General features: G+C 70.7%; 14 protein-coding genes and 1 pseudogene. 6 read left to right on the top strand and 9 right to left on the bottom strand.

Annotation, left to right across the window (positions count from 1 at the left end; all coding sequences use genetic code 11):
- Nucleotides 1-28 precede the first annotated feature (28 nt).
- Both RB628_RS27240 and RB628_RS27235 read right to left on the bottom strand, forming a co-directional pair.
- A complete protein-coding gene (locus RB628_RS27240) occupies nucleotides 29-1,462 on the bottom strand; it encodes a family 43 glycosylhydrolase (protein ID WP_318323162.1) in 1,434 nt (477 codons plus the stop codon).
- Nucleotides 1,444-2,445, bottom strand: a complete 1,002-nt coding sequence (locus tag RB628_RS27235) for an arabinan endo-1,5-alpha-L-arabinosidase (protein ID WP_318323161.1) — start codon at nucleotides 2,443-2,445, stop codon at nucleotides 1,444-1,446. The genes RB628_RS27240 and RB628_RS27235 overlap by 19 nt, the downstream gene beginning before the upstream one ends.
- 530 nt (nucleotides 2,446-2,975) lie before the next feature.
- On the opposite strand from RB628_RS27235, the gene RB628_RS27230 reads away from it, so the two are divergent.
- From RB628_RS27230 to RB628_RS27220, 3 genes are read left to right on the top strand one after another with little or no spacing between them, the layout of a single operon-like run.
- Nucleotides 2,976-3,452 (top strand): MarR family winged helix-turn-helix transcriptional regulator, encoded by a 477-nt coding sequence (locus tag RB628_RS27230; RefSeq protein ID WP_318323160.1) that lies wholly within the window; start codon nucleotides 2,976-2,978, stop codon nucleotides 3,450-3,452.
- Nucleotides 3,449-3,907: a MarR family winged helix-turn-helix transcriptional regulator gene (locus RB628_RS27225; RefSeq protein WP_318323159.1), complete on the top strand. Its 459-nt coding sequence runs from the start codon at nucleotides 3,449-3,451 to the stop codon at nucleotides 3,905-3,907. Before RB628_RS27230 ends, RB628_RS27225 begins: the two co-directional genes overlap by 4 nt.
- Before the next feature lie 41 nt (nucleotides 3,908-3,948).
- Complete coding sequence (locus tag RB628_RS27220) at nucleotides 3,949-4,299, top strand: tetratricopeptide repeat protein (protein WP_318323158.1); 351 nt, start codon at nucleotides 3,949-3,951, stop codon at nucleotides 4,297-4,299.
- An 85-nt stretch (nucleotides 4,300-4,384) separates the two neighbouring features.
- Here the strand turns inward: RB628_RS27220 and RB628_RS27215 are convergent, their stop codons facing one another.
- Nucleotides 4,385-5,809 carry a PepSY domain-containing protein gene (locus tag RB628_RS27215; protein WP_318323157.1) on the bottom strand — a complete coding sequence of 475 codons (1,425 nt, stop codon included), beginning with the start codon at nucleotides 5,807-5,809 and terminating at the stop codon, nucleotides 4,385-4,387.
- Between the two features lie 209 nt (nucleotides 5,810-6,018).
- Here RB628_RS27215 and RB628_RS27210 point away from each other — a divergent pair, with 209 nt between their 5' ends.
- Nucleotides 6,019-6,660, top strand: a complete 642-nt coding sequence (locus tag RB628_RS27210) for a peptide deformylase (protein WP_318323156.1) — start codon at nucleotides 6,019-6,021, stop codon at nucleotides 6,658-6,660.
- A 35-nt stretch (nucleotides 6,661-6,695) separates the two neighbouring features.
- Here the strand turns inward: RB628_RS27210 and RB628_RS27205 are convergent, their stop codons facing one another.
- Nucleotides 6,696-8,132 carry an NAD(P)/FAD-dependent oxidoreductase gene (locus RB628_RS27205; RefSeq protein WP_318323155.1) on the bottom strand — a complete coding sequence of 479 codons (1,437 nt, stop codon included), beginning with the start codon at nucleotides 8,130-8,132 and terminating at the stop codon, nucleotides 6,696-6,698.
- Nucleotides 8,133-8,256: 124 nt separating this feature from the next.
- On the opposite strand from RB628_RS27205, the gene trxA reads away from it, so the two are divergent.
- Nucleotides 8,257-8,634 (top strand): thioredoxin, encoded by a 378-nt coding sequence (gene trxA / locus RB628_RS27200; protein ID WP_318323154.1) that lies wholly within the window; start codon nucleotides 8,257-8,259, stop codon nucleotides 8,632-8,634.
- 28 nt (nucleotides 8,635-8,662) lie between these two features.
- On the opposite strand, the gene RB628_RS27195 is transcribed toward trxA, so the two are convergent.
- The 3 genes from RB628_RS27195 to RB628_RS27185 form a co-directional block, all read right to left on the bottom strand.
- The gene (locus RB628_RS27195) at nucleotides 8,663-10,108 is read right to left on the bottom strand and encodes an aldehyde dehydrogenase family protein (protein WP_318323153.1); all 1,446 of its coding nucleotides are present in this window, start codon (nucleotides 10,106-10,108) and stop codon (nucleotides 8,663-8,665) included.
- A gap of 224 nt (nucleotides 10,109-10,332) precedes the next feature.
- Nucleotides 10,333-11,367, bottom strand: coding sequence for a LacI family DNA-binding transcriptional regulator (locus tag RB628_RS27190; RefSeq protein WP_412180732.1), 1,035 nt, complete (start codon nucleotides 11,365-11,367; stop codon nucleotides 10,333-10,335).
- A 298-nt stretch (nucleotides 11,368-11,665) separates the two neighbouring features.
- Nucleotides 11,666-12,340, bottom strand: coding sequence for a helix-turn-helix domain-containing protein (locus RB628_RS27185; RefSeq protein ID WP_318323151.1), 675 nt, complete (start codon nucleotides 12,338-12,340; stop codon nucleotides 11,666-11,668).
- Nucleotides 12,341-12,460: 120 nt separating this feature from the next.
- Between RB628_RS27185 and RB628_RS27180 the strand changes: the two genes are divergently transcribed.
- On the top strand, nucleotides 12,461-13,021 hold the full coding sequence (locus RB628_RS27180; RefSeq protein ID WP_318323150.1) for an NAD(P)H-dependent oxidoreductase: 561 nt from the start codon (nucleotides 12,461-12,463) through the stop codon (nucleotides 13,019-13,021).
- A gap of 65 nt (nucleotides 13,022-13,086) precedes the next feature.
- Here RB628_RS27180 and RB628_RS27175 read toward each other — a convergent pair.
- Together RB628_RS27175 and RB628_RS27170 are read right to left on the bottom strand one after the other, a co-directional pair.
- Nucleotides 13,087-13,967 (bottom strand): annotated as a pseudogene (locus tag RB628_RS27175) (LLM class F420-dependent oxidoreductase).
- Nucleotides 13,968-14,036: 69 nt separating this feature from the next.
- The coding region (locus RB628_RS27170) for a TerC family protein (protein ID WP_412180731.1) at nucleotides 14,037-14,329 on the bottom strand (293 nt) is incomplete at its 5' end.

The following is a 14,329-nucleotide window of genomic DNA, read 5'->3' as shown; positions in this document are numbered from 1 at the left end:
GGGCCGGCTCCGCCGTGAAGGGGCGCGCTCAGGCCGGCCTGAGCTGCCACTGCTGGCAGTTGTTGTTCAGCCACGACCACTGGCGTACGTCGGCGCCGTCGGCCGAGGAGCAGTCGGCGACGTCGGCGACCTTGCCGGTGGCCTGATTGACGATCCGTACATAGCCGCCGCTCGTGGCGAGGAACCGGAACCGCTGGCAGGTGTTGTTGAGCCAGGACCACTGGCGCAGGTTCGCGCCGTCGGCCGAGGAGCAGTTCTCCGTGTCCAGCACCTTGCCGCCGGCGACGTTGACCAGGCGGTGGGTGTCGTCGCCCAGGTCTTCGAGGCGCCAGCGCTGGTTGTTGCCCCCGCTGCACGTCCACTGCTGCACATCGGCGCCGTCTGAGGTGGAACTCCCCGCCACATCAAGGCACTTGCCGCTGCCGCGATTGACGACCGTGTACGTCGTCGAGGCGGACGACGGCTCGCCCGAGGGCCCGGCGAGCGAGGCGCCGAGCCGCACGGGCGTACCGAGGTTCGGCGTACCGTCCGAGTTCCAGGTGTACTTCTGCGCCCGCGCCGTCCGGCCGTTGTCACAGCCTTCGCTCGCGCTGTCGTTGGCGTGATAGACGATCCAGCTCTCGGTGCCGTCGGGCGAGTTGAAGAAACCGTGGTGCCCCGGCCCGTAGACCCCGTTCGCGTCGTTGCGCTGGAAGACGGGCGTGGACTTCTTTGTCCAGGAGAAGGCGGCCAGGGGGTCGGAGCCGGTCAACTCCAGCTGGCCGAGTTTGTAGTCGGGCGTCCAGCAGCCGCTCGCCGAGTAGACCAGGAAGGTACGACCGCCCCGCTGGAGTATCTCCGGGCCCTCGTTGACCGTGCCGCCCGAGCGCTCCCAGTCGAGCGTGGGCGTGGAGATCGTCGAGAAGGAGCCGCTGACCGTGTACGGGTTGGACATCCGCGCGGCGACGAGGTTCTGCGTGCCGCCGCTCGCGCTGCCGAACAGATACAGGCTCCCGTTGATCGTCGCCACGCTCGGGTCGAGCATCCAGGTACTGCCCAGCTGGTTCTTGTAGGTGTACGGGCCCATCAGGTCCGAGCCGGCGCTCTCCAGGACGTGGGTGCGCTGGGTGGGGATGTAGTCGGAGACGTTCTGCCCCGCGACGTAGTACAGGTACCAGCGGCCGTTCAGGAAGTGCAGCTCCGGCGCCCAGATGTTGCAGCAGCGCGAGGCGGCGTCCCCCGTCCACACCTGGACGCTCGGCGCGGTCGAGAGACCGGCGAGTGTCGGCGACTTGCGGATGGTGATGGCGTCGGTCCAACTCGTCGTCACCAGGTGGTAGTTGCCGTTGTGGTACGAGATCCAGGGGTCGGCGCCCTTCTGGGCCTTGACCGGGTTGGCGAAGGAGGCGGCGCTCGCCGGGGACTGGCCCAGGGACAGGGCGAGCAGGAGGGCCGCCAGCAGGGTCAGTAGGCGACGGGCCATCCGCTGCTCCAGTTCAGAAGGTTGATGCCGAGCTTCGGAGTGCCGTTGGCCTGGCCGTCGTAGTAGTGGTAGACGATCAGGTCTCCGTCCCCGTCCTTCATGATCGACTGTCCGCCGGGGCCGATGTACCGGCCGTGCGACTCCAGCACGGGCGTACCGCCGTTGTTCATCATGGCGACGCCGTTCCTGTCGTGGTACGGGCCGGTGATGCCGGTGGCCCGGCCGACCTTGACCTTGTACGTGGAGCCGGTGCCTGCGCAGCAGGTGTCGTACGAGGCGAACAGGTAGTAGTAGCCGTTCCGTTTGACGATGTACGGGGCCTCGACGGCCTTGGTACCGGTGGGGCGGGAGGCGAGCGCGTACCGGGCGGTGTTGGACGAGAGCTGCTTCCCGGTCGACGGGTCGATCTGGATCATCTTGATCCCGGTCCACCAACTGCCGAAGGACAGCCACCACTTGCCGTCGTCGTTCACGAAGAGGTTCGGGTCGATGGCGTTGTAGTCGTTCGACGAACTCGACGTGTGGACGATGCCCAGGTCGGACCAGCTGCCCGGCCGGCCGGTCGTCGACGTCGCCAGCCCGATGGCCGAGTTCTGCGAGCCGAAGGAGGAGACGGAGTAGTACATCAGGTACTTGCCGCCGTGGTACGAGATGTCGGGTGCCCAGGCCTCCGGCGCGGAGGAGTAGGCACGCCACCAGCCCGGCCTGGCGGAGAACGCGTCCGCGCCGCCACTGAAGGCGGTGCGGTCGGTGGAGGTGCGGCTGCCGAGGCCGCCGCCGGTGGCGTACAGCAGGTACTGGCCCGACGATGTGCGGATCATCGTCGGGTCGTGGACCACGATCGAGCCAGTGACGGCGCCCGGGTTCGGATACGCGGACGCCGAGCTCGGGACCAGTGCGAGCAGGATCGCCGCGGGGACGGCGAGGAGAGCGGTTCTGCGGGTGGTTGGGCGGGCGGCGGCTTTGCGGGAGGTGCGGCTCACGCGGATCCTCCTACGTGGGGGGGTACGGCCCTGTTCGGATGTCCTTCGGCATGCTCGGAACGTTCAGCACGCTCGGACGGAGTGAGTGCGTTCGGTATTGTGAACGCTGGTCACGACTTCGAACGGGAACGTTAGAATCGAACCCCTCGCGCGTCAACGGTTCGCGCAGCAACTCCCCTCACGACGGCCGTCGAATCGCCTTCGACAACTCACCTGTCGCACAGGCCGCTTGACGCCACGGCCGCGCCGGCGGGCCGGCCCGCGAGACGATGCGCACAGCGGCGACGTGGCCGAAAATACGAAAACGACACCTTCAGCGCAGCGGTCCCCTCGGACCGCCGCCGCACCGGAACCATGACACCCGCACCCCCGTGCACGGAGGTGCCATGTGGGCGCGCATTCCCAGCTCCCCGGCAACTCCCTGACGGCTGCGGACAGTTCGGCAAACCACGCCGATGTTCGCGGCCCGGTGCGGGGTCCAGAGGGAATTTTAGTAGCCATGGACATAGTAGCCATGTACTTTATCGACCATGAGTCCGACATCCGAGGGCGCGACCCCCGGCTACCTGGTCTGGCGTCTGTCGACGAAGTGGCGCGTGGCCGTCGACCGGGCGGTCGCCCCCCTGGGGCTGACCCACGCGCAGTACGCGCTGGTCGCGTCGCTGCACGGCATGCGGCGCGACGGTCTGCGCCCCAGTCAGCGCCGGCTCGCCGACCACACCGGCCTCGAACCGCTCTACGTGTCGAAGCTCGCCCGCGCCCTGGAGACCGCCGGCCTGCTCGAACGCACCCGGGACCCGCAGGACCCACGCGCGGTGCAACTGGCCCTCACCGAAAAGGGAAGCGAGGTCGCCCTGCGTGCGATCAGGGTCGTACAGGGGCTGCTTCAGCAGTTGCTGGAGCCTCTCGGGGGCCTGGACAGCGAGCGCACCCGCGAGTTCACCCGCGACCTGGCACTTCTGCTCGACACGCCTCTCCACGCCGACCCCGAGAAGGAACAGCCATGACCACACCCGCCACACCGACACTCAACCCCCGCGTCATAGCCCTCGCCCACTACGCCGGACGGGCTCTGCTCGAAAACGTGCTGGCCCGTCACGGCGCCACCTTTCAGCAGTCGGTGACGCTCCGGCTCGTCGCCGTCGCCGAAGGGCCCGTCGACCGCGAGCAGTTGGTCGGGCAGGTTGTCGACGCCCTGAAGATCGACGAGGCCGACGTGCACGCGGTGGTCGAGGAACTCGTCGAGGGCGGGATGCTGACCACCGAATCCACCCTTCTCAGTATCACGGACACGGGACGCGAGCTGTACCGCACCACGAGCGCCGAGACCGCCCCGATCTCCGCACGGATCTACGCCGGTATCCCGGCCGGGGATCTGGCCGTCGCCGGCCGGGTGCTGTCGCTGATCAACGAGCGGGCGAACACGGAGCTGGCCGCCATGGCCGGACCTGCGGCGGAATGAATGACCGCTCGGGCCGGTTACCTCCCCCGAAGGAGGCACGAGTGGAGACCACGACGTACACGTACTACGACCACGGAACGGCAGCGGAGCGCTGGGAGCGGGCGGGGCTGTTCTTCGAAGCCAGGGACTACGCCGGCGCGGCGCGTGTTCTCGACGGGCTGGTGAAGGAGGTGCCGGAGCAGACCGCACCCCGGCTGCTGCTGGCCCGCGCCTACTACCACTCGGCCCAACTGCTGCGCGCGGAAGCCGAGTTGCGTGTACTCGTCGAGCGCGACCCGGTCGAGCAGTACGCCCGGCTGCTGCTCGGGCGCACGCTCCAGCGCCAGGGCCGCCACGAGGAGGCCGCACCGCACATGAAGCTCGCCTCGGCCCTCGCGGGTGACTTCGAGTAGATCTCCGTACGACGGGATCTCCGTAAGAGGGACAGGACGGCCCGGCTCCCCGCAGGAGGGGAGCCGGGCCGATTCGCGGTGCCGTCTACTTCGCGCCGGCCCGCTCCCCGTACGTCCGCTTGCCCCTTCGGTGGTCGATCTCCCCCAGGATCACGTCCACGGCGATGAAGGCGGCCAGCGGAATGCCGAGCAGCGGCACGAAGTAACCCACGACGGCCACGCACGCCATCAGCGGTACGAGGAGCAGCGGGGGCACCTGCTGCCAGGCGCCGCGCGGAATCGGGCGGCCGAAGGCGGAGGCCCTGCCTCGCAGCCACCACATGCGGTAGCCCCACAGGATGAGCAGGACCAGACAGAGCCCGAGGGCCAACAGCGCGATCTGGTTGACGATCCCGAACAGCACACCGGTGTGCGCGTCGATGCCCCAGCGGGTCAGCTTCGCGAGCACCGGGTAGTCCGCGAACCGGAGGACGTCGAGGACCTCGCCGGTCGAGGGGTCGACGGCGACCGCGTCCTGCTTGGTGGGCCAGCTGCGCTGGATCTGCTTCACCACGTATGCGGAGGACTCGTCGGCGGGCGGGACGATCTCGACCGGGTCCCCCAGGCCCTCGGCGCGGGCCGTCGCCAGCACCTCGTCGAGGCCGACGCCGTGCTCGGTGGTGCTCCCGGCACCGGCCGCCGCGTCATGGCCCGTGTGCTCGCCGCCCCCCGCCACCGAGACGGACGGGGTGGACTGGCCGAGAGACGTGCGCAGGACGTCGATGTTGGCGCCCGCGTACGTCGACCAGGTCAGACCGGTGGCGGACAGGAAGAGGAAGCCGGCCGAGGCCCAGACACCGACGGTGCCGTGCAGCCCGAGGGTGCGCCGCCGTCCGCTGGTGCCGCGTACCCTGCGCTGCGTACGGCGGCGGGCGAACCACAGCACCAGGCCGCCGCCCGCGATCACCCACAGCCAGCTCGCGGCGAGTTCGCTGTAGAGACGGCCGCTGTCGCCGAGGTGCAGATTGCGGTGGAACTCGCTGATCCAGGTGCGCAGCGGCAGCGCGCCCGTCGACCCGTACTGTTCGAGCGCGCCCTCCACCTTCGCGGTGTACGGGTCGACGAACACGGCGAGCGTGTGAGCGTCGCCGACACCAGGGACACCGGACAGCAGGACCCTCGTCGTGGCGTCGTCCTCGGGCGAGGGGCGTACGGCCGTGACGGTGCCTTGCGGATGGGCCTTGCGGGCGGCGGCCACCTGCTCGGAGATCGGCAGCTTGGTGTCTCCGGCGGAGACGGTCATCTCGTCGGCGTAAAGGACCTTCTCGGCCTGGAACGAAGCCGCGTACAGGCAGCCGGTCAGTGCGGCGACCAGCAGGAACGGGGCCACGAGCACGCCCGCGTAGAAGTGCAGCCGCAGGACGAGCGGGCGGAGCGTGGCGGCTGCGGACGGTTTCGCCGGGGCGGAGGGTTTCGACGAGTCCGGTGAATCCGGGGATTCGTCCGTCGTGGTCGTGGGAGCGATGGACATCGGCGGGCTTCTCCGGTGGGCTGGTGAGGGTGAGCGGGGAAGACGGCTACGGGGGGGCACGGCGGTGAACGGGTACGGCAGTGAACGGGTACGACTGTGGGGGGCGGTTCAGTAGTCGGGCCGCCGGGCCGCCGAGTTCCCGGCTCCCCAAGTGGCGTACGTCACATCAGTGGGCGCCGGTTGCCGGAAGCGCGTGGCATTCTGACGCCATGGCAACTCCCCATGACCCGAGCATTCTTGCCGACCGGGTCGAACGACTCCTCTCCGTCGGCGGGCCGTTGCCGATCGTCGCCGCAGGTGACCCGGTGCTGCGCCGCGCCACCGCGCCCTTCGACGGGCAGCTCGGCCCGCGACTGCTGGCCCGCTTCGTCGAGTCGCTGCGCGTGACCATGCGCGCCGCCCCTGGCGTCGGCCTGGCGGCCCCTCAGGTCGGGGTGGGGCTGCGGATCGCGGTCATCGAGGACCCCGCGCCGGTGCCGGAGGAGGTGCGGGTGGTGCGCGGACGGGTGCCTCTCCCGTTCCGGGTACTGGTGAACCCGTCGTACGAGGCGGTCGGCACCGAGCGGGCCTCGTTCTTCGAGGGCTGCCTCAGCGTGCCGGGCTGGCAGGCGGTGGTGTCCCGGCCCGCGGCGGTCCGGCTCACGGGCCAGGACGAGTACGGGCGTCAGGTGGACGAGGTGTTCACGGGGTGGCCGGCCCGGATCGTCCAGCACGAGACCGACCACCTGGACGGCACGCTCTATCTCGACCGCGCCGAACTGCGCTCACTGTCCTCCAGCGCGGCCATGGTGGAGCGGTGGGCCCAGCCGACCCCGGCGAAGGCGGCCACGGAGCTGGGCTTCCCCCTCTGACCGCCTCCCCCTCCGGCCGCCGCCTGGGCCGGCCCCTACTTCCCGTCCCGGAACGCCTCCAGCAGGCGCAGCCAGACCTCGCCGACCGTCGGATACGACGGCACCGCGTGCCACAGCCGACCCAGCGGCACCTCTCCGGCGACGGCGACGGTCGCCGAGTGGATCAGTTCGCCGACGCCGGGGCCGACGAAGGTCACGCCGAGCAGGGTCTCGCGGTCCAGGTCGACGACCATGCGGGCGCGTCCGCGGTAGCCGTCGGCATACAGTCCGGCCCCCGCCACGGAGGAGAACTCGACGTCGACCGCGCGCACCCGGCGGTCCGTCTGCTCCGCCTCGGCGAGGGAGAGGCCGACGGCCGCCGCCTCCGGGTCGGTGAAGACGACCTGCGGGACGGCGGCGTGGTCGGCGGTGGCCGCGTGGGCGCCCCAGGGGTCGGTCTCCAGGAGCGGTACGCCGGCCGCGCGGGCGGTGATGGCGGCGCCCGCGATCCGGGCCTGGTACTTGCCCTGGTGGGTGAGGAGGGCACGGTGGTTGACATCGCCGACCGCGTACAGCCACTCGCTGCCGGTGATCCGCAGGCTGTCGTCGACCGGCAGCCAGGAGCCCGGTTCCAGGCCGACGGTGTCGAGCCCGAGGTCGTCGGTGCGCGGAGCGCGTCCGGTGGCGAAGAGGATCTCGTCGGCCTCGATCCGGTCGCCGGTGTCCGTGACCGCCACGACGGTGCCGTTCTCCCTGGTCACCGACTCGACCGAGGTACCCGTGCGCACGTCCGCGCCCGCCTCCGCCAGCGCCTCGGCGACCAGTTCGCCCGCGAACGGCTCCATGCGGGGCAGCAGTCCCCTGCCGCGCACGAGCAGTGTGACCTGCGAGCCGAGTGCCTGCCAGGCCGTGGCCATCTCGACGGCGACGACACCGCCGCCCACCACGATCAGCCGGCCGGGCACCGACCTGGCGCTGGTCGCCTCCCTGCTCGTCCAGGGCTTTACCTCGGTGAGGCCCGGCAGGTCGGGCAGTTGGGCGCGGGTGCCCGTGCACACGGCGACCGCGTGCCGGGCCGTCAGCGTCCGGGTGGAGCCGTCCTCGCCCGTCACGGTCACGGTGCGCGGGCCGGCCAGGCGCCCCTGGCCCCGGTAGAGGTCGGCGCCGATGCTCTCCAGCCAGCCGGTCTGGCCGTCGTCCTGCCAGTTCGAGGTCTCGTAGTCGCGGTGGGCGAGGACCGCTTCGGCGTCCAGGGGTCCCTGGACGAGATGGCGCAGGCCGGGTACTCGGCGTGCGTCGGCGCGGGCGATGACCGGGCGCAACAGTGCCTTGCTGGGCATGCAGGCCCAGTAGGAGCACTCGCCGCCGACCAGTTCGCTCTCCACCACCGCGGTGGACAGTCCGGCCGCGCGGGTGCGGTCGGCCACGTTCTCCCCCACGGGTCCGGCACCGAGCACCACGACGTCGTACACGATGGTTTCCGTTTCCGTCATGGGGTCAGTCTGGTAGGTGGTGTGACCCGTAGCCACACGGGTAGGGGCGGAATACGCCGCTGCCGGGACGTGTTGTGCCGACACCCACCGGCTACGACCCGACAGCAGGAAGAGGAATCAGGTCATGAGCAGCACTGTGGAGCTCACCAAGGAGAACTTCGACCAGACGGTCACGGAGAACGAGTTCGTGCTGATCGACTTCTGGGCGTCCTGGTGCGGGCCGTGCCGTCAGTTCGCGCCGGTGTACGAGAAGGCCGCCGAGGCCAACCCCGACCTGGTGTTCGGCAAGATCGACACGGAGGCACAGCCGGAACTGGCACAGGCCTTCGCCATCCAGTCGATCCCGACGCTGATGATCGTCCGCGATCAGGTCGCCGTCTTCGCACAGCCGGGCGCCCTGCCCGAGGCCGCCCTGACGGACGTCATCGGGCAGGCCCGGAAGCTGGACATGGACGAGGTCCGCAAGTCGGTCGCCGCGCAGCAGGCCCAGCAGGGCGAGTAGTCCCGCCGGGCCTGTCGCGGGTCGGCTCCTAGAAGGGGTACGGGGCCACGTCTCCCCGTACGGTCGTCCAGCGCACGTCGGTGAAGGCCTCCAGGTTGGATTCACCGCCGAAGCGGGCGCCGGTGCCGGAGGCGGCGATACCGCCGAAGGGTGCCACGGCCTCGTCGTTGACCGTCTGGTCGTTGATGTGGACGATCCCGGTCGGGATGCGTTCGGCGAGGTCGAGGCCGCGTGAGGTGTCGCGGGTGACGATCCCGAGGGAGAGCCCGTAGGGGCCGGCCGCTGCGAGGGCGGCGGCCTCGTCGGGGGTGGTGAAGGAGCGTACGGGCGCGACCGGGCCGAAGACCTCCTCCGCGTAGGCCGGGGTCCGGTCGTCGACGTCGGCGAGGACCGTCGGCCGGTAGAAGAGGTCCTCGTGCGTGCCGCCCGCCGCGAGCCTGGCGCCGCTCGCCGTGCTGGACTCCACCAGACCGTGGATCTTGGCGAGTTGGGAACCGTCGATGATCGGGCCGAGGTGGACCTGGCTGCGGTGCGGGTCGCCGACGGCGAGGGAGTCGGCCTTGGCGGCGAGCCGCTCGACGTACTCCCCGTACAGCGAGGCGTGGACGAGGTGGCGGCCGGTCGTCATACAGATCTGGCCCTGGTGGAAGAAGGAACCCCAGGCGGCGGTGGAGATCACCGCGTCGAGATCGGCGTCCTCCAGGACGATCAGGGCGGAGTTGCCGCCGAGTTCGAGGTGGGCTCGCTTGAGGTGGCGGCCGGCCGCCTCGCCGACGGCCCGGCCCGCCGCCGTGGAGCCGGTGAAGGAGATGATCGGCACCAGCGGGTCGGCGACGAGGGCCTGGCCCGTATCAGGGCCGCCGGGCAGGACGTGCAGCAGATCCTCGGGCAGGCCCGCCTCGGCGAAGACCGCGGCCAGGGAGAGCCCGCCGCAGACCGCCGTGCGCGGGTCCGGCTTCAGGACGACGGCGTTGCCGAGCGCGAGGGCCGGCGCCACGGAGCGGATGGAGAGGATCAGCGGGGCGTTGAACGGTGAGATCACGCCGACGACCCCGACGGGCACCCGCCGGGTGTAGGACAGCCGGGGTGCCTCGGAGGGCAGAATCTGCCCGGCGGGGCGGGAGGCGAGGGCGGCGGCCTCGTAGCACTCCTGGGCGGCGACGTGCAGTTCGAAGTCCGCCTTGCCGGGTATCGAGCCCGACTCGCGGACTATCCAGTCGCGCAGCTCGTCGGCGTGCGCGGCGAAGAGGTCCCCCGCCTTGCGGAGCACCCCGGCCCGGACGAAGTGCGGGGTGCGTGCCCAGGCGGCCTGGGCGGTACGGGCGGCCTGGGCGGCCGGTCCGACGTCCTCGCCGGTCGCGAGCGTGACCGTGCCGAGCGTGTCGCCGGTGGCGGGCTCGGTGACGGCGTACTCGGGGCCCGACAGGGGACGGGCGGCATGGGACTGCCAGGTCTTGGGGTCGAGCAACGGCATTGCGGCTCTCCGATCAGTCACCGGCGGGACGCGCGGAGCGAACGCGGGTCCCGTGTGGTTCGCGGCCGTTCATCAGCCGCGGGGCGGGATGCGGTGATCCGGCGCGCGGCAGAGCAGCACACGGCGTCCGGTGGTCGACGGCATCCCCACTGGTTGAGCGTGCAACATCCTAGTCACGCCGTGCGGGAACCGCGCCGCCGAAGTCGCCGCGCACCGACGGCGCTTCAGCTGGAGTCGCGGTGGACGAGCGCCACTCCGTGGAGGTGGTGGGTCTCGGCGGCCCCGCCGGGGTTGCGCACCGCGCGGTCGACGAGTTCCGCGAGGTCCCGGCCCGCCGGGAGTTCGATGTGCACCGTGCTCAGTCTGGGCCGCACCAGCCGGCCGAGGATCAGGTCGTCGGCGCCGACCAGCGCCGTGTCGTCGGGAACGGTGACGCCCTCGTCCTGCAGGGCCCGCATCAAGAGCATCGCGTACTCGTCGTTGAACGCGAAGACGCCGTCCAGACCGAGTTCGGACCAACGGGCGGCGAGGCGGGCCGCGGACTCCTCCTCGTAGGCGAGCGGCAGCACGGTCACCGAGGCATCGGTGCCCTCCACCACGCTTCGTACCCCGTCGAGACGGGGCTTGGAGAAGACCTTCAGACCGTGCTCCTCGGGCACGACGACGCCGATCCGGCGGCGGCCACGGGCGTACAGGTGCGCGCCCGCGGCGCGGCCGACGCCCGTATGGTCGACGAGCAGGCTGTGCGCGCCCTCGATGCGCTCGGAACCGAGCGTGACGACGGCCCGGGCGCCGGAGCGCTTCAGGACGGCCACGCCCTCCGGGCCGAGCCCGCCGACGGGCACGAGGACGGCCGCCGGGCGCAGTTCGGCCCAGGCCCGGGCGGCCTCGTCGCCGCGCAGGCCGACGGAGGCGTACTGGACGACGGTGTAGTCGAGGCGGCTGAGCGCCCACTGGAGTTCGTTGATGAAGTTGCTGTAGAGCGGGCCGATCGGCACGCTCGGGGCGGGCATCAGGACCATGCGGCTGTGCCCGGCCCGCAGACTGCGGGCCGCCGCGTGCGGAACGTACCCGAGTTCCTTCGCCGCCTCGTGGACGCGGCGGCGGGTGGGTTCGCTGATCCGGACGGCACTGGTGTTGTTGAGGACGTAGGAGACGGTTGCGCGCGAGACGCCGGCCAGGCGGGCCACATCCGCGCTCGTGGGCACGGAGCGCGGCTGGGGTACCGCCGGGGCGGCCGAATTCGGTATCTGCACCATGACGTACGGCATCTTTGCAGAAGCTCGGGCCATCGTTCCGGGCGGGGGAACTTCGCAATCAACCCGGTAGCAAAGACGGTTGACGAAAGCACGGGGGGAAAGCGCTTTACCGAAACGCTTCAGAAAGATCATTTCCGGTTTTCCGGGGCCCGCCTGGCAACGGGTTCGCGGCCGCACCCCGTCCACCGCGCACTGAACGCGCTTTCCGGACAGCCGGAGCCAAGTCCCGTACGGGTACCACCGGTTGACCACTCCCGCGCGCCGGAGCGCAACCGGCGCACTTGGCCGAAACTCGCGGTCATCGCGGAGGCGTAACGCCCGCAATCCGGTCGACGAGGTCGACCCAGCCCGCCTCCAACCGTGCCGGCGTCATCCCGCACTGCTCGGTCAAGTGATGGATGAGGGCCGGATCGAGATATGCCATCAGCGTTTTCGCGAGGAGTTCGCAGTCGGCGTCCGGAATCGCCTGTCGCAGCAGCATGGCGACGTGACCGGACCGCACCATGCGGGGTGCGGATGCGAAGCGGCGGCCCGGTTCACCCTCGGCGGCCAGTTGCAGTTCCAGTTCGTCGACGGCCCGGCGCAGCACCGCGACACCGAACGCACGCAGCCGCTCCACGGGCGGCGCGCCGGGGCCGAGCGGCGGCGGTCCGCCCAGGAAAGCGGCCTGGAGTTTCTTCTCCGAGTGGTCGAGCAGGGCCATCAGCAGACCGTTGCGGTCCCCGAAACGCCGGAACACGGTCCCCTTGCCCACGTCCGCCGCGGCGGCCACCGCTTCCATGGTCACGCCGGCCGCACCGTGCCGCTCCACCAGCCGGGCGGCGGCGCTCAGCAGGCGGGCACGGTTGCGCGCGGCGTCGGCGCGCAGGCAGGGCTCGTCGGTACCGGCGCCGACGCCGGAACCGAGGGCCAGCGGAAGGGGTTCGCCTGCCCGCTCCTGGGGCTTCCGGACGGGCGGCAGGGAGTCGGACATGAATGCAGCGTAACGCCTCGGAAGAAAACTGGACCGCGGTCCGTTTCACTGGTACAACTTTAAACGGACCTCGGTCCGGATCGTAACGACAACGTTTCAGCCCCCCCTGTGGAGTCCCTCATGTCTGTCCGTATCCTCGCCCTCGTCGGCAGTCTCCGTGCCGGTTCCCACAACCGTCAGCTCGCCGAGGCGGCCGTCAAGCACGCCCCGGAGGGCGCTGAGGTCGTCGTCTTCGAAGGCCTTGCCGACATCCCGTTCTACAACGAGGACATCGACGTCGAGGGCGGCCTCCCGGCCGCCGCCGTCGCGCTGCGCGAGGCGGCGGGCTCGGCCGACGCGCTGCTGCTCTTCTCGCCCGAGTACAACGGCACGATTCCGGCCGTCCTGAAGAACGCCATCGACTGGCTGTCCCGCCCGTTCGGCGCCGGCGCCCTCACCGACAAGCCGGTCGCCGTGGTCGGCACCGCCTATGGCCAGTTCGGCGGCGTCTGGGCGCAGGACGAGGCGCGCAAGGCCGTCGGCATCGCCGGTGCCAGGGTGCTGGAGGGCGTCAAGCTCTCCATCCCCGGTTCCGTGGTCCGCTTCGCCGAGACACACCCCGCCGACGACGCCGAGGTCGCCGCGCAGCTGACCGAGGTCATCAGCCTGATTGACGGCGAGGCCGCGACTGCCGCCGCCTGATCGGCGTACGCATGAGGGAGGGTCGGAGCCGTACGGGCTCCGACCCTCCCTCATGTTCCGCGCCCTCAGTCCAGTTCGGCCGCGCGCCGCACCGCCGGGGCCACGAACTGCTCGATCCACGCGGCGGGTTCGCCCGTGCGCGGCCCCAGCATCACCGTCTCGATGCCGAACTTCGCGTATCCCTCGATGTCCTGGACGAAGGCGTCGACGTCGTTCCCGGCCAGCGCGTCGCCCATGTAGACCAGCGTCCTGGTGATGTCGTCGTACGGGCGCCCCACGCTGTCGCAGTGGCCACGCAGGACGTCGAGTTTGTGCCCGACCTCCTCCGGAGTGGTCGCGAACAGGTTGCAGGCGTCCGCGTACAGGGCGACCAGGCGCAGCGTCTTCCGCTCTCCCCCGCCGCCGATCATGATCTCGGGGCGCGGTGAGCTGACGGGCGACGGGACACAGAGGGTCTCGGCGAGCCGATAGTGCGTGCCCTCGAAGGGCCCGTTGACGTCCGGGTCCCACATCTGCAGGCAGATCCGCAGCGTCTCCTCCAGCCGCTCGAACCGCTCGGCCGTCGCCGGGTACGGCACCCCGAGCCCCTCGTGCTCCCGGTCGTACCAGGCCGCCCCGATGCCGAGGGTGGCCCGGCCGCCGGAGAGGACGTCGAGCGTGGTGACGATCTTGGCAAGCAGTCCGGGATGGCGGTACGTCACGCCGGTCACCAGAGCGCCGAGGCGGACGGTGGAGGTGTGGGCGGCGAGGAAACCGAGGGTGGTGCAGCCCCCAGCATGGGATCCTCGGCGCCGCCGTTGAACTCCATCTGGAAGTAGTGGTCCATGACCGTGAGCCGGTGGACGCCCGCCGCCTCGGCCGCGGCGCCGACCGCCGCCAGTTCAGGACCGAGACCGGCGCCGCCCGCAGAGTGGTCGAACCGATTGATGTGCACACCGAGCCGCATGTCCGTCTCCGTTCGCCCTCGTCCAGCGGTGTTCCGCGGGCGACGCCAGTGCTTGGAGCGCACACGAAGTCAAGCCTGCGGCTGGGCCTCCTCCCGCTTCTTCGAGGCCCACAGACTCGTCACGATCGTGACGGCCAGTACGAGGACGATGAAGCCGAGGGAGAAGGGGATGGAGATCTCCGGGACGTGGACGCCGGACTCGTGCAGCGCGTGCAGGACCAGTTTCACGCCGATGAAGCCGAGGATGATCGACAGGCCGTAGCTGAGGTGCACCAGCTTCTTCAGCAGGCCGCCGATGAGGAAGTAGAGCTGACGCAGACCCATCAGGGCGAAGGCGTTGGCGGTGAAGACGATGTACGGGT

Source organism: Streptomyces sp. ADMS (genome assembly GCF_033441795.1).
GTDB lineage: Bacteria > Actinomycetota > Actinomycetes > Streptomycetales > Streptomycetaceae > Streptomyces.
This window is presented reverse-complemented; position numbering and strand designations above follow the sequence as displayed.